This window comes from Streptomyces sp. A0958 (assembly GCF_004795035.1).
Classification (GTDB): domain Bacteria; phylum Actinomycetota; class Actinomycetes; order Streptomycetales; family Streptomycetaceae; genus Streptomyces.
This window is the reverse complement of the sequence record NZ_SSBK01000022.1, coordinates 34,993-53,840: the sequence shown is the minus strand read 5'-3', so window position 1 is coordinate 53,840 and position 18,848 is coordinate 34,993. Positions and strand designations below refer to the sequence as shown.

General features: G+C 70.3%; 14 protein-coding genes and 2 pseudogenes. 14 read left to right on the top strand and 2 right to left on the bottom strand.

Going from position 1 to position 18,848, the window contains the following annotated elements:
- Positions 1-36: 36 nt before the first annotated feature.
- The 9 genes and pseudogenes from E6P78_RS21445 to E6P78_RS21405 all read left to right on the top strand — a co-directional run.
- Positions 37-108, top strand: a pseudogene (locus E6P78_RS21445) (K(+)-transporting ATPase subunit F); the annotation flags it as partial.
- A 1-nt stretch (position 109) separates the two neighbouring features.
- Positions 110-1,552 (top strand): annotated as a pseudogene (gene kdpA, locus E6P78_RS21440) (potassium-transporting ATPase subunit KdpA); the annotation flags it as partial.
- A gap of 26 nt (positions 1,553-1,578) precedes the next feature.
- Positions 1,579-3,633 (top strand): potassium-transporting ATPase subunit KdpB, encoded by a 2,055-nt coding sequence (kdpB, locus tag E6P78_RS21435; RefSeq protein WP_136205256.1) that lies wholly within the window; start codon positions 1,579-1,581, stop codon positions 3,631-3,633.
- A 6-nt stretch (positions 3,634-3,639) separates the two neighbouring features.
- Positions 3,640-4,317, top strand: coding sequence for a potassium-transporting ATPase subunit C (locus tag E6P78_RS21430; protein WP_136205255.1), 678 nt, complete (start codon positions 3,640-3,642; stop codon positions 4,315-4,317).
- Positions 4,318-4,429: 112 nt separating this feature from the next.
- Positions 4,430-5,164 carry an ABC transporter ATP-binding protein gene (locus tag E6P78_RS21425; RefSeq protein WP_136205254.1) on the top strand — a complete coding sequence of 245 codons (735 nt, stop codon included), beginning with the start codon at positions 4,430-4,432 and terminating at the stop codon, positions 5,162-5,164.
- 138 nt (positions 5,165-5,302) lie between these two features.
- A complete protein-coding gene (locus E6P78_RS21420; protein WP_136205253.1) occupies positions 5,303-7,846 on the top strand; it encodes an ATP-binding protein in 2,544 nt (847 codons plus the stop codon).
- A 49-nt stretch (positions 7,847-7,895) separates the two neighbouring features.
- Complete coding sequence (locus E6P78_RS21415; protein WP_136205252.1) at positions 7,896-8,588, top strand: response regulator; 693 nt, start codon at positions 7,896-7,898, stop codon at positions 8,586-8,588.
- Between the two features lie 87 nt (positions 8,589-8,675).
- A complete protein-coding gene (locus E6P78_RS21410; RefSeq protein ID WP_136205251.1) occupies positions 8,676-9,092 on the top strand; it encodes an OB-fold nucleic acid binding domain-containing protein in 417 nt (138 codons plus the stop codon).
- 3 nt (positions 9,093-9,095) lie between these two features.
- Complete coding sequence (locus tag E6P78_RS21405; protein ID WP_136205250.1) at positions 9,096-9,854, top strand: DUF3159 domain-containing protein; 759 nt, start codon at positions 9,096-9,098, stop codon at positions 9,852-9,854.
- A gap of 61 nt (positions 9,855-9,915) precedes the next feature.
- On the opposite strand, the gene E6P78_RS21400 is transcribed toward E6P78_RS21405, so the two are convergent.
- Both E6P78_RS21400 and E6P78_RS21395 read right to left on the bottom strand, forming a co-directional pair.
- A complete protein-coding gene (locus E6P78_RS21400; RefSeq protein WP_136205249.1) occupies positions 9,916-10,593 on the bottom strand; it encodes a TrkA family potassium uptake protein in 678 nt (225 codons plus the stop codon).
- The gene (locus E6P78_RS21395) at positions 10,593-11,261 is read right to left on the bottom strand and encodes a TrkA family potassium uptake protein (RefSeq protein WP_018551451.1); all 669 of its coding nucleotides are present in this window, start codon (positions 11,259-11,261) and stop codon (positions 10,593-10,595) included. The genes E6P78_RS21400 and E6P78_RS21395 overlap by 1 nt, the downstream gene beginning before the upstream one ends.
- Before the next feature lie 376 nt (positions 11,262-11,637).
- Between E6P78_RS21395 and E6P78_RS21390 the strand changes: the two genes are divergently transcribed.
- The 5 genes from E6P78_RS21390 (at position 11,638) to E6P78_RS21370 (ending at position 18,422) form a co-directional block, all read left to right on the top strand.
- Positions 11,638-13,686: an APC family permease gene (locus tag E6P78_RS21390; RefSeq protein WP_136205248.1), complete on the top strand. Its 2,049-nt coding sequence runs from the start codon at positions 11,638-11,640 to the stop codon at positions 13,684-13,686.
- A gap of 103 nt (positions 13,687-13,789) precedes the next feature.
- Positions 13,790-15,145 (top strand): class I SAM-dependent RNA methyltransferase, encoded by a 1,356-nt coding sequence (locus E6P78_RS21385; protein WP_136205247.1) that lies wholly within the window; start codon positions 13,790-13,792, stop codon positions 15,143-15,145.
- Positions 15,146-15,166: 21 nt separating this feature from the next.
- On the top strand, positions 15,167-15,517 hold the full coding sequence (locus E6P78_RS21380; protein ID WP_136205246.1) for a hypothetical protein: 351 nt from the start codon (positions 15,167-15,169) through the stop codon (positions 15,515-15,517).
- 519 nt (positions 15,518-16,036) lie between these two features.
- Positions 16,037-17,452, top strand: coding sequence for an NAD-dependent succinate-semialdehyde dehydrogenase (locus E6P78_RS21375; protein WP_136205245.1), 1,416 nt, complete (start codon positions 16,037-16,039; stop codon positions 17,450-17,452).
- A 142-nt stretch (positions 17,453-17,594) separates the two neighbouring features.
- Positions 17,595-18,422, top strand: coding sequence for an aldo/keto reductase (locus E6P78_RS21370; RefSeq protein ID WP_136205244.1), 828 nt, complete (start codon positions 17,595-17,597; stop codon positions 18,420-18,422).
- The last annotated feature ends 426 nt before the right edge of the window (positions 18,423-18,848 follow it).

Sequence of the window (18,848 nt, the reverse complement as noted above, 5' to 3'; positions counted from 1 at the left end):
GCTGGTGGCACTCGTCGCCAAGGGGGTGGCGAGGCTGTGACCGCGGAAGACGTGGCCGGCCTCGTCGTGGCCGCCGCCCTGCTGGGCTACCTCGTTCTCGCCCTCCTTCCTCTTCCTGTATCTGCTGCAACGGCTCCAGGGCGCCCTGCCCGGCTCGCTCGGCTTCTCCTCGATCAGCCCGGACCAGGCGTTCAACACGGCCGCCTCGTTCGTCGCGAACACCAACTGGCAGTCGTACGCCGGTGAGCAGGCCATGGGCCACGTCGTGCAGACGGGCGGCCTCGCGGTGCAGAACTTCGTCTCCGCCGCCGTCGGCATGGCCGTCGCCGTGGCCCTCGTACGAGGTTTCGCCGCCACCCGCACCGGGGAGCTCGGCAACTTCTGGGCCGACCTCGTGCGCGGCACCGTGCGCATCCTGCTCCCCCTCTCGGTCGCCGGCGCGCTCGTGCTGGTCGCCTGCGGGGCCATCCAGAACTTCTCCGGCATCCACGAGGTCGGCCGGTTCATCGGCGGGCCGCAGCAGTGGAACGGCGGCGCGGTCGCCTCCCAGGAGGCCATCAAGGAGCTGGGCACCAACGGCGGCGGGTACTTCAACGCCAACGCGGCCCACCCCTTCGAGAACCCCAACGGCCTGTCCAACCTGTTCGAGATCTTCCTGATCCTCGTCATCCCGTTCGCCCTGACCCGCACCTTCGGCCGCATGACCGGCTCGGTCCGGCAGGGGTACGCGATCCTCGCGACGACCCTCGTCTTCTGGATCGGCTTCACCGCGCTGATGATGTGGACCGAGTTCGCCCACCACGGGCCCGCCTTCGAGATCGCGGGCGGGGCGACGGAGGGCAAGGAGACCCGGTTCGGCGTCGGGGGCTCGTCCCTGTTCGCGGTGGCCACCACGCTCACCTCGACCGGCGCGGTGAACTCCTTCCACTCCTCGTTCACCGGCCTCGGCGGCGGCATCACCCTGCTCGGCATGTAGCTCGGCGAGATCGCACCCGGAGGCGTCGGCTCCGGTCTCTACGGGATGCTGATCATGGCGGTCATCGCGGTGTTCGTCGCCGGGCTGATGGTCGGCCGCACGCCCGAATACCTCGGCAAGAAGATCGGCGCCCGCGAGATCAAGCTCGCCGCCTGCTACCTCCTGATCACCCCCGCCCTGGTGCTCGGCTTCACCGCCGCCGCCATGGCGCTGCCCACCCCGCCCGCCTCGATGACCAACACCGGCGCACACGGCTTCTCCGAGGTCCTGTACGCGTACACCTCCGGCGCCAACAACAACGGCTCGGCCTTCGCCGGCCTGGACGCGGACACCCCGTGGTTCAACACCACGATCGGGCTCGCGATGCTGCTGGGCCGGTTCCTGCCCATGGTGTTCGTCCTGGCCCTGGCCGGATCGCTGGCCGAGCAGCGGCCCGTACCCGCGACCGCCGGCACCCTCGCCACGCACACACCGCTGTTCAGCGGATTGCTGGCCGCCACCGTCGTGATCATCGCCGGCCTGACCTACTTCCCGGCCCTCGCCCTGGGCCCGCTCGCCGAGGGACTGGCGTCATGACCATCCGCACGAGACAGGAGGGCCCGATGCCCGCAACCGCGCCGCAGCGGAGTGCCGGCGCCGGACTGTTCGCCCCGAAGACCCTGACCGCCGCGCTCCCCGTCGCGCTGCGCAAGCTCGACCCGCGGGCGATGGCCGGAACACCGGTCATGTTCGTGGTGCTGACCGGTTCCGTCCTCACCACCGTGCTCGCCGCGCGCAACCCGGGCGACTGGTTCGGCTGGGCGATCACCGGCTGGCTGTGGCTCACGACGGTCTTCGCCAACCTGGCGGAGGCGGTCGCCGAGGGCCGCGGCAAGGCCCAGGCCGACACCCTGCGGCGGGCGAAGACGGACACCGTCGCCCGCCGGCTGACCGGGGCGCACGAGAAGCGGGTCGCGGGCACCGACCTGTGCGTCGGCGACCTGGTGGTCTGCGAGGCGGGCGACATCGTCCCGGGCGACGGAGACGTCGTCGAGGGCGTGGCCGGCGTCGACGAGTCCGCGATCACCGGCGAGTCGGCCCCCGTCATCCGCGAGTCGGGCGGCGACCGCAGCGCGGTCACCGGCGGTACGAAGGTGCTCTCCGACCGGATCGTCGTCAGGATCACCACCAGGCCCGGCGAGACGTTCATCGACCGGATGATCGCCCTGGTCGAGGGCGCCGCCCGGCAGAAGACACCCAACGAGATCGCCCTGAACATCCTCCTGGCGTCCCTCACCGTCGTCTTCCTGCTCGCCGTCGTCACCCTCCAGCCCTTCGCCGTCCACGCGGGCAGCGAGCAGTCCATGATCGTGCTGACCGCCCTGCTGGTCTGCCTGATCCCGACCACCATCGGCGCGTTGCTCTCCGCGATCGGCATCGCGGGCATGGACCGGCTCGTCCAGCGCAACGTCCTCGCCATGTCCGGGCGGGCCGTCGAGGCGGCGGGCGACGTCTCGACGCTGCTGCTCGACAAGACCGGCACCATCACCCTCGGCAACCGCCGGGCCACCGACCTGCTGCCCCTGCCCGGGGTCACCGGGGCCGAGCTGGCGGACGCCGCCCAGCTCGCCTCGCTGGCCGACGAGACGCCCGAGGGCCGGTCGGTGGTCGTCCTCGCCAAGGAGCGGTACGGGCTGCGCGAACGCCACGTGGGCGAGCTGCCCGGTGCCACCTGGGTCGCCTTCACCGCCCGCACCCGGATGTCGGGCGTGGACACCGAAGGGCGCAGGGTCCGCAAGGGGGCCGCCGGATCGGTCCTCGCCTGGGTGGAGGAGCGCGGCGGCAGCGTCCCGGACGAGGCCCGTGTGCTCACCGACCGCATCGCCCGCGCGGGCGGCACCCCGCTCCTGGTGGCCGCGGAGGACGAGCGCGGCGCCCGGGTCCTGGGCGTCGTCCACCTCAAGAACGTCGTCAAGGAGGGCATGCCCGAACGGTTCGCCGAACTGCGCCGGATGGGCATCCGGACGGTCATGATCACCGGCGACAACCCGCTGACCGCGAAGGCCATCGCCCAGGAGGCGGGCGTCGACGACTTCCTCGCCGAGGCCACGCCCGAGGACAAGATGGCCCTCATCAAGCGGGAACAGGCCGGCGGCGGACTCGTCGCGATGACCGGCGACGGCACCAACGACGCCCCGGCGCTCGCCCAGGCCGATGTCGGCGTGGCCATGAACACCGGCACCTCGGCCGCCAAGGAGGCCGGGAACATGGTGGACCTGGACTCCGACCCGACCAAGCTGATCGAGATCGTGGAGATCGGCAAGCAACTGCTGATCACCCGCGGCGCGCTGACCACGTTCTCCCTCGCCAACGACGTCGCGAAGTACTTCGCGATCATCCCCGCGATGTTCGCGGCGGCCTACCCGGGCCTGGACCGGCTCAACATCATGGACCTGTCGTCGCCCCGGTCCGCGATCCTCGCCGCCGTGATCTTCAACGCGCTGATCATCGTCGCACTCGTCCCACTCGCCCTCAGGGGCGTCCGCTACCGCCCCGGCGGCGCCGCGTCCATGCTCCGGCGCAACCTCGCCGTCTACGGCATCGGCGGACTGATCGCCCCGTTCGCCGGCATCAAGATCATCGACCTGCTCCTCTCCCTCGTCCCCGGGATCGGCTGACCCGCCATGAACCAACCCGTACGCAACCCCGTCCGGCAGCTCCGGGCCGCCCTGCGCGCCCTGCTCGCCCTCACCCTGGTGTGCGGCGTTCTCTACCCGCTCGCCGTCACCGGCGTCGCCCAGGCGCTCATGCCCGGCCGCGCCAACGGCTCCGAGATCACCGCCGACGGCGAGGTGGTGGGCTCGGCGCTCATCGGCCAGCGCTACGACCTGCCGGCCGAGGAGGGCGACAAGAGCCCGGGCCCCGACCTCAGGTGGTTCCAGCCGCGCCCCTCCCGGGGGCTCGGCACCAACAGCGTCAACACCCGGTACACGCTGCTCCTGTCCGGCGCGACCAACCTCTCCGGCGACAACGCGGACCTCATCGACCAGGTCACCGCCGCCAAGGCCGCCGTCATCAGGGACAACTCGGTCCCCGGCCACCCGGTCCGGCCCGACCGGGTGCCCGCCGACGCCGTCACCTCGTCCGGCTCCGGACTCGACCCCGACATCTCCCCGGCATACGCGCACCTCCAGGTCCGCCGCGTCGCCGCACGCAACCACCTCGCCGCCGGCCGGGTCGCGGAGCTGGTCGAGCAGCACACCGACGGCCGCGTCCTCGGCTTCGTCGGCGAACCCCGCGTCAACGTCCTCCGGCTCAACCTCGCGCTGCGGCACCTGGTGGACGACGCGGCGACGCGCTGACGGGTACACCGTGCCCGGGTCCGGCCGCCGCTGCCGCACCCGGGCATTGCCCGGTCCCGTGCCACCTGCACATACTGGCGGCCGACAGACCGAGGACCCACGGGGGAGCGACATGACCGAGAACACCGCCGACACGCGCACCGGCGGGGGAGGCGGCACGGCCGTCGCCGAGGACCCCATGGTCCGCATCGAGGACCTGCACCGCTCCTACGGCTCCGGCGCCGGAGCCGTACACGCGCTGCGCGGCGTCTCCTTCGACGTGCCGCGCGGCGAACTCGTCGCCCTCAAGGGGCGCTCGGGCTCCGGCAAGACGACCCTGCTCAACCTCGTCGGCGGGCTCGACAGCCCCGACAGCGGCCGGATCACCGTCGGCGGCACCGACCTCTCCTCGCTCGGCGAGAACGGCCTCCTCGAACTGCGCCGCGACCGCATCGGCTTCATCTTCCAGTCGTTCGGCCTGATCCCGATCCTGACGGCGGCGGAGAACGTCGGCGTCCCGATGCGGCTGCGCAAGGCCGATCCGAAGGAGCGCGAGGAGCGGGTGTCGCTGCTGCTGTCCCTGGTCGGCCTCGCCGACCACGCCGCCCAGCGCCCCGGCGAACTCTCCGGCGGCCAGCAGCAGCGGGTGGCGATCGCCCGCGCGCTGGCCAACCGGCCCGCCCTGCTGATCGCCGACGAGCCGACCGGGCAGCTCGACGCCGAGACCGGCCTCGCGGTGATGGAGCTGCTGCGGGCCGTCGTGCACAGCGAGGGCGTCACCGCGCTCGTCGCCACCCATGACGCCCAGCTGCTCGGGCTCGCCGACCGCGTGCTGGAGCTCAGCGACGGGCACATCATCGAGCACTGACGGCCGGGGCAGGCCGTATCAGGGTTGCGTCAATTCCGACCACCTCCCCACCCCCGCCCGATATGCCGGAAATTCACGAGGTAGTTTCGACAACGGCTGCCACGCAGGCAGCCGCCGGTTTCGGAAGACAATGGGGCCATGGCGCGCGGCAAACTTCGGATCTACCTCGGTGCGGCACCGGGCGTCGGCAAGACGTACGCGATGCTCGCCGAGGCGCACCGACGTGTCGAGCGGGGCACCGACTGCGTCATCGGCTTCGTCGAGCACCACGACCGCCCCCGCACCGAGGTCATGCTGAACGGCCTCGAAGAGGTCCCGCGCCGCGAGATCGAGCACCGCGCGGCCCTCTTCACCGAGATGGACGTCGACGCCGTCCTGGAGCGGGCCCCGGCCGTCGCCCTGGTGGACGAGCTCGCCCACACCAACGTGCCGGGCTCCCGCAACGCCAAGCGCTGGCAGGACGTCGAGGAGCTTCTCCAGGCCGGCATCGACGTGGTCTCCACCGTCAACATCCAGCACCTGGAATCCCTCGGCGACGTGGTCGAGTCCATAACCCGCGTACGCCAGCGCGAGACCGTGCCCGACGAGGTGGTCCGCCGGGCCGACCAGCTGGAACTGGTCGACATGTCGCCCCAGGCCCTGCGCCGCCGCATGGCGCACGGCAACATCTACAAACCGGACCGGATCGACGCCTCCCTGTCCAACTACTTCCGCCCCGGCAACCTCACCGCCCTGCGCGAGCTGGCCCTCCTCTGGGTCGCCGACCGGGTGGACGAATACCTCCAGCAGTACCGGGGCGAGCACAACATCCGCACCACCTGGCAGGCCCGCGAACGCATCGTCGTCGGCCTCACCGGAGGCCCCGAGGGCCGCACCCTCATCCGCCGCGCCTCCCGGATGGCGGCCAAGGGCTCGGGCAGCGAGATCCTCGCCGTCTACATCGCCCGCAGCGACGGACTGACCTCGGCCTCGCCCAAGGAGCTGGCCGTCCAGCGCACCCTGGTCGAGGACCTGGGCGGCACCTTCCACCACGTCATCGGCGACGACATACCCTCCGCGCTCCTCGCATTCGCCCGGGGCGTCAACGCCACACAGATCGTCCTCGGCTCCAGCCGCCGCAAGACCTGGCAGTACATCTACGGACCCGGCGTCGGCGCCACCGTCGCCCGCGAGTCCGGCCCCGACCTCGACGTCCACATCGTCACCCACGACGAGGTCGCCAAGGGCCGGGGCCTGCCCATCGCCCGCGGCGCCCGGCTCGGCCGGGCCCGCATCATCTGGGGCTGGGGGGTCGGCGTCGGCGGGCCGGTCCTCCTCGCCGTGCTCCTCAAGGGCCTGGAGAGCGGGCCCGGGCTCGCCAACGACGTCCTGCTCTTCCTCTTCATGACCGTCGCCGCCGCTCTGATCGGCGGACTGCTGCCCGCCCTCGCCGCGGCCGCCGCCGGCTCACTGCTGCTGAACTACTGGTTCACCCCGCCCACCCACACCCTCACCGTCCAGGACCCCGAGAACTTCGTCGCCATCGTGATCTTCTTCGCGGTGGCGGTCGCGGTGGCCTCCGTCGTGGACCTCGCGGCCCGCCGCACCCACCAGGCCGCCCGGCTGCGCGCGGAATCCGAGATCCTGTCCTTCCTGGCCGGCAGCGTGCTGCGCGGCGAGACCACGCTGGCCGCCCTCCTGGACCGGGTCCGCGAGACCTTCGCCATGGGGTCCGTCGCCCTGCTGGAGCGGCGGAGCGACGTCGACCCGTGGACGTGCGCCGGAAGTGTGGGCCCGGCACCGGTCGCCCGCCCGGAGGACGCCGACGTGGACATGCCCGTCGGCGACCACATGGCCCTGGCCCTGTCCGGCCGGGTGCTGCCCGCCGAGGACCGCCGGGTGCTCGGCGCCTTCGCCGCCCAGGCCGCCGTCGTCCTGGACCGTCAGCGCCTGGTCGACGAGGCGGAGGAGGCCCGCAGGCTCGCCGAGGGCAACCGCATCAGGACCGCGCTGCTGGCCGCAGTCAGCCACGACCTGCGCACCCCGCTCGCCGCCATCAAGGCCGCCGTCAGCTCCCTGCGCTCCGACGACGTCGCCTGGTCCGACGACGACGAGGCGGAATTCCTCGAAGGCATCGAGGCCGGCGCCGACCGCCTCGACCACCTCGTCGGCAACCTCCTCGACATGTCACGCCTCCAGACCGGCACCGTCACCCCGCTGATCCGGGAGATCGACCTGGACGAGGTGGTGCCCATGGCCCTGGGCGGCGTCCCCGAGGACAGCGTCGAGCTGGACATCCCCGAGACGCTGCCCATGGTCGCCGTCGACCCCGGGCTCCTGGAGCGGGCCGTCGCCAACATCGTCGAGAACGCCGTCAAGTACAGCCCCGACGGCGACCGCGTCACCGTCGCGGCCAGCGCGCTCGGCGCCCGCGTCGAACTCCGGGTCGCCGACCGCGGACGCGGCGTCCCCGACGAGGGCAAGGAGCGCATCTTCGAACCCTTCCAGCGCTACGGCGACGCCCCGCGCGGCGCCGGAGTGGGCCTCGGCCTCGCGGTGGCCCGCGGATTCGCCGAGTCCATGGGCGGCACGCTCGACGCCGAGGACACCCCCGGCGGCGGCCTCACCATGGTCCTGACCCTCCAGGCGGCCCCCGGCCACGCCCCCGCCGCCCCCGGCCCGCCCGCGCGGGTCACCTCATGATCCGCGGAGCGCTCCGCGGACGTACGTACAGCAGAAAGGCAGGACCGCGATGACCCGGGTGCTTGTGGTCGACGACGAGCCGCAGATCGTACGCGCCCTCGTGATCAACCTGAAGGCGCGCAGGTACGAGGTGGACGCCGCGCCCGACGGGGCCACCGCCCTCCAGCTCGCCGCCGCCCGTCACCCCGACGTCGTCGTCCTGGACCTCGGGCTGCCCGACATGGACGGCGTCGACGTGATCAGGGGCCTGCGCGGCTGGACCCGGGTCCCGATCCTGGTGCTCTCGGCCCGCCACACCTCCGACGAGAAGGTCGAGGCGCTGGACGCGGGCGCGGACGACTACGTGACCAAGCCGTTCGGCATGGACGAGCTGCTGGCCCGGCTGCGGGCGGCGGTGCGCCGGGCCGAGCCCGTGGGCCAGGACGGCGGCGACGAGGTCGTCATCGTGGAGACCGAGGGCTTCACCGTCGACCTCGCCGCCAAGAAGGTCCACCGCGAGGGGCGCGACGTGCGGCTCACACCCACCGAGTGGCACCTGCTGGAGGTCCTGGTCCGCAACGGCGGCCGGCTCGTCAGCCAGCGCCGGCTGCTCCAGGAGGTCTGGGGACCGTCGTACGGCACCGAGACCAACTACCTGCGCGTCTACATGGCCCAGCTGAGGCGCAAGCTGGAGGCAGACCCCTCCCACCCCCGCCACTTCGTCACCGAACCCGGCATGGGTTACCGCTTCGAACGTGCCTGAAACCGGCGGCCGGGCGCGTCCGCGTCCTCCGTTCGAGTGAGACGGCGGCCACCCGCCATGACCTCGCAGGACCGGTACCCTTCGGGTATGAGTGCTGTTCCTCGATTCGAGAAGCCCCACAAGGCCGACCGGCCGTCCGGGCGCTTCCGGCGGATGCTCGACCGGCTTTCCAGCTCCCAGGAGGACCTGGAGCGGGAGGAGCTGGCGGAGGACTCGCAGGCGTCGGGGTGCACCCGGATCTCCGAATGCACCGACCGCCAGATCGTGAAGGTCACTGGTACCTTGCGGACGGTCACCCTGCGGCCGCGCGCCGGAGTGCCCGCCCTGGAGGCGGAGCTCTTCGACGGCACCGCACCGCTCGACGTGGTCTGGCTCGGCCGCCGCTCCATCGTGGGCATAGAGCCGGGCCGCAAGCTCATCGCCTCCGGCCGGATCGCCATGAGCCACGGCCGCCGGGTGCTGTTCAACCCCAAATACGAACTCCGACCGCTCGGCAAGGAGTAGCCGGTGACGTCTCTCGACAAGCCGACGTCCGACACGGACCGCACCACCGACCAGCAGGAGGCCGACGCCAGGGCGGTCACCGAAGCCGCGCTCTTCGAGGCCTTCGGCGGCGTGAGGGGCATGGTGGAGACAGTCCTGCCGGGGCTGCTCTTCGTCACGATCTTCACCATCGACAAGAGCCTGACCAACTCGGCCGTCGCGGCCGTCGCGGTGTCGCTGGCGCTCGTGGCCGTCCGGCTGATCCGCAAGGACACCGTCAAGCACGCCTTCAGCGGTGTCTTCGGTGTGGCCTTCGGTGTGGTCTTCGCCAAGATGACAGGCAACGCCAAGGACTTCTACCTCCCGGGCATGCTCTACACGCTGGGCCTGGCCCTGGCGTACCTGGTCAGCACCGTCGCCGGCCTCCCGCTGATCGGCCTCATCCTGGGCCCGGTCTTCAAGGAGAACCTCTCCTGGCGCACCCGTAACCCCGGACGCAAGAAGGCCTACGCCAAGGCCAGCTACGCCTGGGGTCTGATCCTGCTCGCCAAGTGCGCGATCCTCTTCCCGCTGTACTGGTGGGGCGACACCACCCAGTTCGGCTGGGTGCTGGTCGCCCTGAAGATCCCGCCGTTCCTGCTGGCGGTCTACCTCACCTGGGTGTTCCTCGCCAAGGCACCGCCGCCCATCGACGTCTTCGCCGAGATGGAGGCCGAGGAACAGGCCGAGAAGGCCCGCAAGGAAGCGGCCGCCGCCGAAGCGGCCCCGGGCCAGGAGTTCTGAACGACGTGGGAGGGGCCTGTCACCGCCGGTGACAGGCCCCTCCCACGTGCTGTGCCACCTCTTACTTCTCCGCGTCGCCCCGGCGCACCGACAGCAGATCCTCCAGCTGCTCCTCGCGCGCCTGCGCGGCCACGAACAGCAGCTCGTCACCGGCCTCCAGGCTCTCCTCCGCGCTCGGCGTCAGCACCCGCTGACCACGGATGATCGTCACCAGCGAGGTGTCCTCCGGCCAGGCGACCTCCCCGACCTGCGTACCGGCCAGCGCCGACTCCGGCGGCAGCGTCAGCTCCACCAGGTTCGCGTCGCCGTGACTGAAGCGCAGCAGCCGGACCAGATCGCCGACACTCACCGCCTCCTCGACCAGCGCCGACATCAGGCGCGGCGTGGAGACCGCCACATCGACACCCCACGACTCGTTGAACAGCCACTCGTTCTTCGGGTTGTTCACCCGGGCGACGACCCGCGGCACGCCGTACTCCGTCTTGGCGAGCAGCGAGACGACCAGGTTCACCTTGTCGTCACCGGTCGCCGCGATCACGACGTTGCAGCGCTGCAGCGCCGCCTCGTCCAGCGACGTGATCTCACAGGCGTCCGCCAGCAGCCACTCGGCCATCGGCACCCGCTCCACCGAAATGGCGGTCGGCGCCTTGTCGACGAGCAGCACCTCGTGCCCGTTCTCCAGCAGCTCGCCCGCGATGGAACGACCCACCGCACCGGCCCCGGCAATCGCGACACGCATCAGTGACCGCCCTCCTCAGGGCCCTCGGCGAACGCCGCCTCGACCTTCGCGATCTCGTCCGTACGCATCATCACGTGGACGAGGTCGCCCTCCTGGAGCACCGTCTGCGACGACGGCAGAATGGCCTCGCCCAACCGGGTGAGGAAGGCGACACGCACGCCCGTCTCCTCCTGCAGCGTGCTGATCTTGTGGCCGATCCAGGACGGCGTGGTGTGCACCTCCGCGAGCTGCACACCGCCGCTCGGATCGCGCCACAGCGGCTCCGCGCCCGAGGGCAGCAGCCGGCGCAGCATCTGGTCCGCGGTCCAGCGCACGGTCGCGACCGTCGGGATGCCCAGACGCTGGTACACCTCGGCCCGCCGGGGGTCGTAGATCCTGGCCGCGACGTTGTCGATGCCGAACATCTCGCGCGCCACCCGGGCCGCGATGATGTTGGAGTTGTCGCCGCTGCTCACCGCGGCGAACGCCCCGGCCTCCTCGATCCCCGCCTCACGCAGGGTGTCCTGGTCGAAACCGACCCCGGTGACGCGACGTCCGCCGAACCCGGAGCCCAGGCGTCGGAACGCCGTGGGGTCCTGGTCGATGACGGCGACCGTGTGCCCCTGCTGCTCCAGGGTCTGCGCGAGAGCGGCTCCCACTCGCCCGCAGCCCATGATGACGATGTGCACCTTGCGCCTACCTCGCAGTCCTGGTCGTCCGGCTGACCTGCGAAAACACCCTGCTCACACTCTTTCCTCGGCTGGCCGGGCAAACAACGGGGCAACGGTGTGTCCCGTCGCCCGGATACGAGCTTATGCCGCGCCGGTTGCGTTGCCTCATCCGAGTGTGCTCACCGCGGTGCGGCCGGGGCGAGGGCGAGGCACGCGGGGGCGCGCGAAAGCCCTCCCCGGAGGCCGTCCCGGGGCGGTGGACGAGCTGCGGACGGGCCCGCGGTGCAAGGATTACGTTAAGGATTTCGCGCCCTTCCCGGCCGAGTGCAGGAGATTGGCGGGCCACGCGAGTGGTGCGGGGGCGGGGCCCATACGGAACCCTTACGATCCCAGCGTGTCCAAACTGACCGACGTGCCCAAACGGATTCTGATCGGACGGGCCCTACGCAGCGACAAGCTGGGGGAGACGCTCCTCCCCAAGCGCATCGCACTCCCCGTCTTCGCATCCGACCCGCTGTCCTCGGTGGCGTACGCACCCGGAGAAGTCCTCCTCGTGCTGTCCATCGCGGGTGTGTCGGCCTACCACTTCAGCCCCTGGATCGCGGTCGCGGTCGTGGTCCTGATGTTCACGGTCGTCGCCTCCTACCGGCAGAACGTGCACGCCTACCCCAGCGGCGGCGGCGACTACGAGGTCGCCACCACCAACCTCGGACCCAAGGCCGGTCTGACCGTGGCCAGCGCGCTGCTGGTCGACTACGTCCTGACCGTCGCCGTGTCGATCGCGTCCGGGGTGGAGAACCTCGGCTCGGCGATCCCTTTCGTCGTCGAGCACAAGACGGCGTGCGCGGTCGCCGCCATCGTGCTGCTGACCCTGATGAACCTGCGCGGCGTCAAGGAGTCCGGCAAGCTCTTCGCCATCCCCACGTACCTCTTCGTGACCGGCGTCTTCATCATGATCATCTGGGGTGCCTTCCGCGGCCTGGTCCTCGGCGACACCATGCGGGCCCCGACCGCCGGGTACACCATCAGGGCCGAGCATCAGGGCCTGGCCGGCTTCGCCCTCGTCTTCCTGCTGCTGCGCGCGTTCTCCTCCGGCTGTGCGGCGCTCACCGGCGTCGAGGCGATCAGCAACGGTGTGCCCGCGTTCCGCAAGCCCAAGAGCAAGAACGCCGCGACCACGCTGGCGATGATGGGCCTGCTCGCCGTCACCATGTTCTGCGGCATCATCGGGCTGGCCATGGCCACCGACGTGAAGATGGCCGAGAACCCGGCGAGGGACCTGGTCAGCAACGGCTCCCCGGTCGGCTCCGGCTTCGTCCAGGACCCGGTCATCTCCCAGGTCGCGGCCGCGGTCTTCGGCGAAGGCACGTTCTTCTTCGTGATCCTCGCCGCCGCCACCGCCCTCGTCCTCTTCCTGGCCGCCAACACCGCGTACAACGGCTTCCCGCTGCTCGGCTCGATCCTGGCCCAGGACCGCTACCTGCCCCGCCAGCTGCACACCCGCGGCGACCGGCTCGCCTTCTCCAACGGCATCGTGCTGCTGGCCGGCGCCGCGATCCTGCTGGTCGTCATCTACGGCGCCGACTCGACCCGGCTGATCCAGCTGTACATCGTCGGCGTGTTCGTCTCCTTCACGCTCAGCCAGACCGGCATGGTCCGGCACTGGAACCGGCACCTGCGCGTGGAGCGGGACCAGGCCAAGCGCCGCCACATGGTCCGCTCCCGCGCGATCAACACCTTCGGCGCCTTCTTCACCGGCCTGGTGCTCGTCGTCGTCCTCGCCACCAAGTTCACCCACGGCGCCTGGGTCGCGCTGCTCGGCATGGTGATCTTCTTCGGCACGATGACCGCGATCCGTAAGCACTACGACCGGGTCGCCGAGGAGATCGCCGCCGACGACACCGCGCCCGACGAGAGCATCCGCCCCTCGCGGGTCCACTCGATCGTCCTGGTCTCCAAGCTCCACCGCCCCACCCTGCGCGCGCTCGCCTACGCCAAGCTCATCCGCACGGACCACCTGGAGGCGCTCTCCATCAGCGTGGACCCGGACGAGACGAAGGCCCTCCGGGAGGACTGGGAGCGGCGCGGCATCAACGTACCGCTGAAGATCCTCGACTCGCCCTACCGCGAGGTGACCCGCCCGGTCATCGAGTACGTCAAGGGCCTGCGCCGGGAGAGCCCGCGCGACGTGGTGAGCGTCTACATCCCGGAGTACGTCGTCGGCCACTGGTACGAGCACCTGCTGCACAACCAGAGCGCCCTGCGGCTCAAGGGCCGGCTGCTCTTCACCCCCGGTGTGATGGTCACCTCGGTCCCGTACCAGCTGGAGTCCTCGGAGGTGGCCAAGAAGCGCGCACGCAGGCGCGCGGACTGGATCGCCCCCGGCTCGGTGCGCCGCGGCCCGGTGGAACGCAAGCCCAAGGACCCGGCACCGAAGGGCTGAGACGGGAAAACCGCCGGTGGTCGGCGGCCGGACGAGACCCACGTAGACTCGTAGGTTGTTGTCCGGCCGCCGGCCGCCCCCCTTCCCCTGGAGCCCGCCCCTCATGCAGAACGAATCGACGTCGCCGCAGACCGGGGAGACGCAGCCGGAATCGCTCATCGGGCGGGAGTACGAGGTCGAGGTCGGCCCGGTCGCGCACGGCGGCCACTGCATCGCACGGACGGACGAGGGCCGGGTCCTGTTCGTACGCCACACCCTGCCCGGCGAGAAGATCGTCGCCCAGGTCACCGACGGCGACAGCGACTCGCGCTTCCTGCGCGCGGACGCCGTACGGATCATCGAGGCGTCCAAGGACCGCGTGAAGGCCCCCTGCCCGTTCGCCGGCCCCGGCAAGTGCGGCGGCTGCGACTGGCAGCACGCCAAGCCGGGCGCCCAGCGCCGTCTCAAGGGCGAGGTCATCGCGGAGCAGCTCCAGCGCCTCGCGGGCCTCACCCCCGAGGAAGCGGGCTGGGACGGCACGGTCATGCCGGCCGAGGGCGACAAGCTCCCGGCGGGCGAGGTGCCCGCCTGGCGCACCCGCGTCCAGTACGCCATCGACGAGGACGGCCGCGTCGGCCTGCGCAAGCACCGCTCGCACGACATCGAGATCATCGACCACTGCATGATCGCCGCGCCCGGCGTCTCCGAGCTCGGCGTCGAGAAGCAGGACTGGCCCCAGATGGCCACGGTCGAGGCCATCTCCGCCACCGGCTCCCACGACCGCCAGGTCATCCTCACCCCCCGCACGGGCGGCCGCCTCCCCCTGGTCGAGCTCGACAAGCCCGTCTCGGTCCTCCGCGTCGACGAGCGCGACGGCGGCGTCCACCGCGTCCACGGCCGCGGCTTCGTGCGCGAACGCGCCGACGACCGCACCTACCGCGTCGGCTCCGGCGGCTTCTGGCAGGTGCACCCCCAGGCTGCCGACACCCTCGTCCGCGCCGTCATGCAGGGCCTCCTGCCCCGCAAGAACGACACCGCCCTCGACCTCTACTGCGGCGTCGGCCTCTTCGCCGGCGCCATCGGCCAGCGCATCGGCGAAAAGGGCGCGGTCCTCGGCATCGAGTCCGGTAAGCGCGCGGTCGAGGACGCCCGCCACAACCTCAAGGACCTCGACCGCGTCCGCATCGAACACGGCAAGGTCGACCAGGTCCTGCCCCGCACGGGCATCACGGAATGCGACCTCATCGTCCTGGACCCGCCCCGCGCGGGAGCCGGCAAGGCCACGGTGAAGCAGCTGGTCGGCCTGGGGGCGCGCCGCATCGCCTACGTGGCCTGCGACCCGGCGGCGCTGGCGAGGGACCTGGCGTACTTCCGGGAGGGCGGTTACAAGGTGCGGACGCTGCGGGCGTTCGATCTGTTTCCGATGACTTCGCATGTGGAGTGCGTCGCGATCCTTGAGCCGGTGGGAAAAGGTAACTGACCTGCGGCAGGAGGAAATTTCTTGCCATCTAAATTCGTCACACCTGATCCACAGGAGATCGTCAACGCACTGGGGGTCGAACCAGAGACCACTGGTGAGACTCAGACGACCGTAAATCTCGTCGATGTCACTGGTGAAGATTTGACATTTTCGTACGACGCGGTTGGGCAGTCGGTAACTGTGCGCTGGTGCACGCCATCAGGCAAGGTCCTGTTGAATATGTTTAGAGAAGGGGCGATCCTACTCCGCGTCCAGGAGGGAGACGGTGAGACACGACTTGTCGTAGAGTTCGAAACCGGAGACACCTCGGGAGAGCTCAGAGTGCAAGTATTTCCAGAAGTGTCCATCACTGAAACATCCCTCTTCTCGTGAGTCGCCCATGAAATCCGCTGATCGCGCCCACTCACCCGATTCGTCTGCTCCACTCTGCATCACCGAATCCAGCCGGAGGAAGTCGACCTGACGGACCCGGACTTCGCGATGAGGAAGCCGGACAGTGATTCCCGATCTTGAGCGGTCGGATCGATCCCCCCCCACGTCTGGCTCCTCGTGCAGGTCGGGCCTGCACGTCCGCGAGTGCGCGAGGGGCGGCGCTTACGGCGATGCGTGGGACGCGGTTTCGGGCCCAGCGTCGCTTGCACGCTTCGTGTACGAGTCGGTGCCGGAGGAGGGGCTGCAGGCAGGCGCGGCGGTTCAAGTGGTCACGTTCGGTAGCGGACCGCGCAAACCTGGCGGTGAACGGCCGCTCGCCGCACCGAGAAGGCTTGGTCCCTTTTGGGCTGTATATGCTGTTTGCTCATCCTGATGTCGGGTACTCGGCAGGGGAAGCGGAATGCGATGTCCCGCTCTGCGCGGTAACGATCCGCGCTGCCCCGCCGTTCTGGAGATGCCATGTCAGGTCAGAACAAGAGTTCCTTTGCGACCGTGAATCCGTATACCGGGGAGACGGTCGCGGAGTTCCCGGTCATCGAAGGGGAAGAGGTCGACTCCGCGCTCGAAGCCGCAGGTCATGCTTTTGACGCATGGCGGAAGCGGCCAATCGCGGAACGTGCTGCGATCGTCGGCCGCACGTCCGGGCTGATGAAGGAACGGAAAGAGCAACTGGCCCAGATCATCACTCAGGAGATGGGGAAGCTCATCTCCGAGGCGCGCGGAGAGGTGGATCTCGCCGCGTCGATTCTGGAGTACTACGCCCAGCACGGGCCGGAATTCGCCGCCGCCGAGCCGCTCGATGTGCAGGAGGGGGAGGCATACCTCGTCAACGAGCCCCTCGGCGTGCTGCTGGGTGTCATGCCGTGGAACTTCCCGCTCTACCAGGTCGTCCGTTTCGCGGGACCGAACTTGGTGCTGGGCAACACCGTGCTGGTCAAACACGCGGGTATCTGCCCGCAGTCCGCTCTCGCTCTGGAGTCACTGTTCCGTGACGCGGGGGCACCCGAGGGTGTCTACACGAATCTCTTCGTGAGCCACGACGAGATATCGCGCATCATCGACAGCCCCCTCGTCCGTGGGGCCTCACTGACCGGCAGCGAGGGGGCAGGGGCCCGGGTCGCGGAACGGGCCGGACGGAACATGAAACCCACCCTGCTGGAGCTCGGCGGCAGCGATGTCTTCATCGTTCTCGACCGTGAGGGGTTGGAACGCACCATCGGGGCCGCGGTGGCCGGGCGGATGGCGAACACCGGCCAGAGTTGCGTGGCCGCCAAGCGGTTCATCGTGCTGGAGGACGTCTACGACGACTTCGTGGACGGGATGCGCCGCGAGTTCGAGGCGCTGAGGCCGGGCGACCCCGCGGACGAGGCGACCACCCTGGGGCCGCTCTCCTCGGAGCAGGCGGCGTCGGGTCTGGCCGACCAGATCCGCGAGACCGTGGAGCAGGGTGCGGAACTGGTCACCGGCGGCCACCGCATCGACCGTCCGGGCGCCTTCGTCGAGCCGACGATCATCACCGGCGTCAAGCCCGGGATGCGCGCCTACGCCGAGGAACTGTTCGGGCCGGCCGCGGTGATCTACCGGGTCGCCGACGAGGACGAGGCCATCGCCCTCGCCAACGACAGCCAGTACGGCCTCGGCGGATCTGTGTTCTGCGCGGACGTGGAGCGGGGCCGGCGAGTGGCGGAGCGCGTGGAGACCGGCATGGTCTGGGTGAACCACCCGACCTCGACGCAGCCCGACCTGCCGTTCGGCGGCGTCAAGCGGTCCGGCTACGGGCGGGAGCTCTCGAAGCTCGGTATGCAGGAGTTCGTCAACCGCAAGCTGGTCCGGGTCCTGCCCCCCGACGCGGATCTGCACGGCATCGCGGGCTGAGCGATCCGGCCACACTCGCGCCACACAGGGGATTGAAACAGGCGGAAACGGCCCGTAAGCAGTCCCGCGGCGAAAGCGAACGTGGAACAGCCGGCGCATCCGCTGCCCCTTCGAAACCGACGACACGACACCAGGAGTGACTGTGACCGCAGTGCCTGCCATCGCCCTCAACAACGCAGTGCAGATCCCCCAACTCGGCTTCGGCACCTTCCAGATCCCGCCCGAGGACACCCGGGAGACGACCCTGGCCGCGCTGGAGGCCGGGTACCGGCACATCGACACGGCGGAGATGTACGGCAACGAGAAGGAGGTCGGCCAGGCGGTCCGGGACTCCGGCCTCGACCGTGCCGACGTCTTCGTGACCAGCAAGCTCAACAACGGCGCCCATGCTCACGATGACGCCCTCCAGGCGTTCGGCCGCACCATGGACGAGTTCGGCTTCGACTACCTGGATCTCTTCCTCATCCACTGGCCGCTGCCCGGCAAGGGCGACTTCGTGGAGACGTGGAAGGCTCTGGAGGAGATCTACCGCTCCGGCCGCGCCAAGGCCATCGGGGTCTCCAACTTCCAGCCCCACCACCTGCGCCGCCTGCTTGAAGGCAGCGAGGTGGTGCCCGTGGTCAATCAGATCGAGGCGCACCCCTACCTCACCCAGGACGACGTCAGGGCGTTCGGGGCCGAGCACCAAATCGTCACCGAGGCATGGTCGCCCATCGCGCAGGGCAAGGTGCTCGACGATCCTGCCATCAAGCGCATCGCGGATCGGGTGGGCAAGACGCCTGCCCAGGTGACCCTTCGCTGGCACATCCAGCGCGGGGACGTCGTCTTCCCCAAGTCGGTGACTCAGAAGCGCATCGAGGAGAACTTCGACCTCTTCGACTTCGAGCTCGGCGAAGGCGACATCGGCGAGATCTCCGCGCTGAACCGTAACGAGCGGACCGGGCCCGACCCGGACCGCTTCAATGGCTGAGTGTCGTATTCGACGGCTGCGGCTGCCGGAGTTCCGACGGCGGCGTGACCGTCCGCGATCGAGCCTCAGTACCACTCGATCATGAGGGCGGTGGCGCCGTCGTCGTCGGGCGGCTTGCCCAGCCGGAGGCCCGCGGCAGACCTCTCATGGCCGACCTTACCCACCGCCGCCTCTTCGATGCGGAGCTCGCGCTTCGGGGCCGGGCCGTGCGGGATCTGTCCGGATTCGACGGGCCGCCGTACCTTCGAGAGGCAGGCTGGTGGTCGGCCTCGTCATCGCCCGGGACACGCCGCTCGGCGGCCGCCCAGAGGCTGCGCGCCCGGCAGCCGAGATCACCCGCCAGGCCGACGATGTGCCCTGGGAGACGGCCGGGCGCCCCGCATACCGGTGCAAACCGGGCAAGCGCTCTGGTTTCTGTCCGGGAGT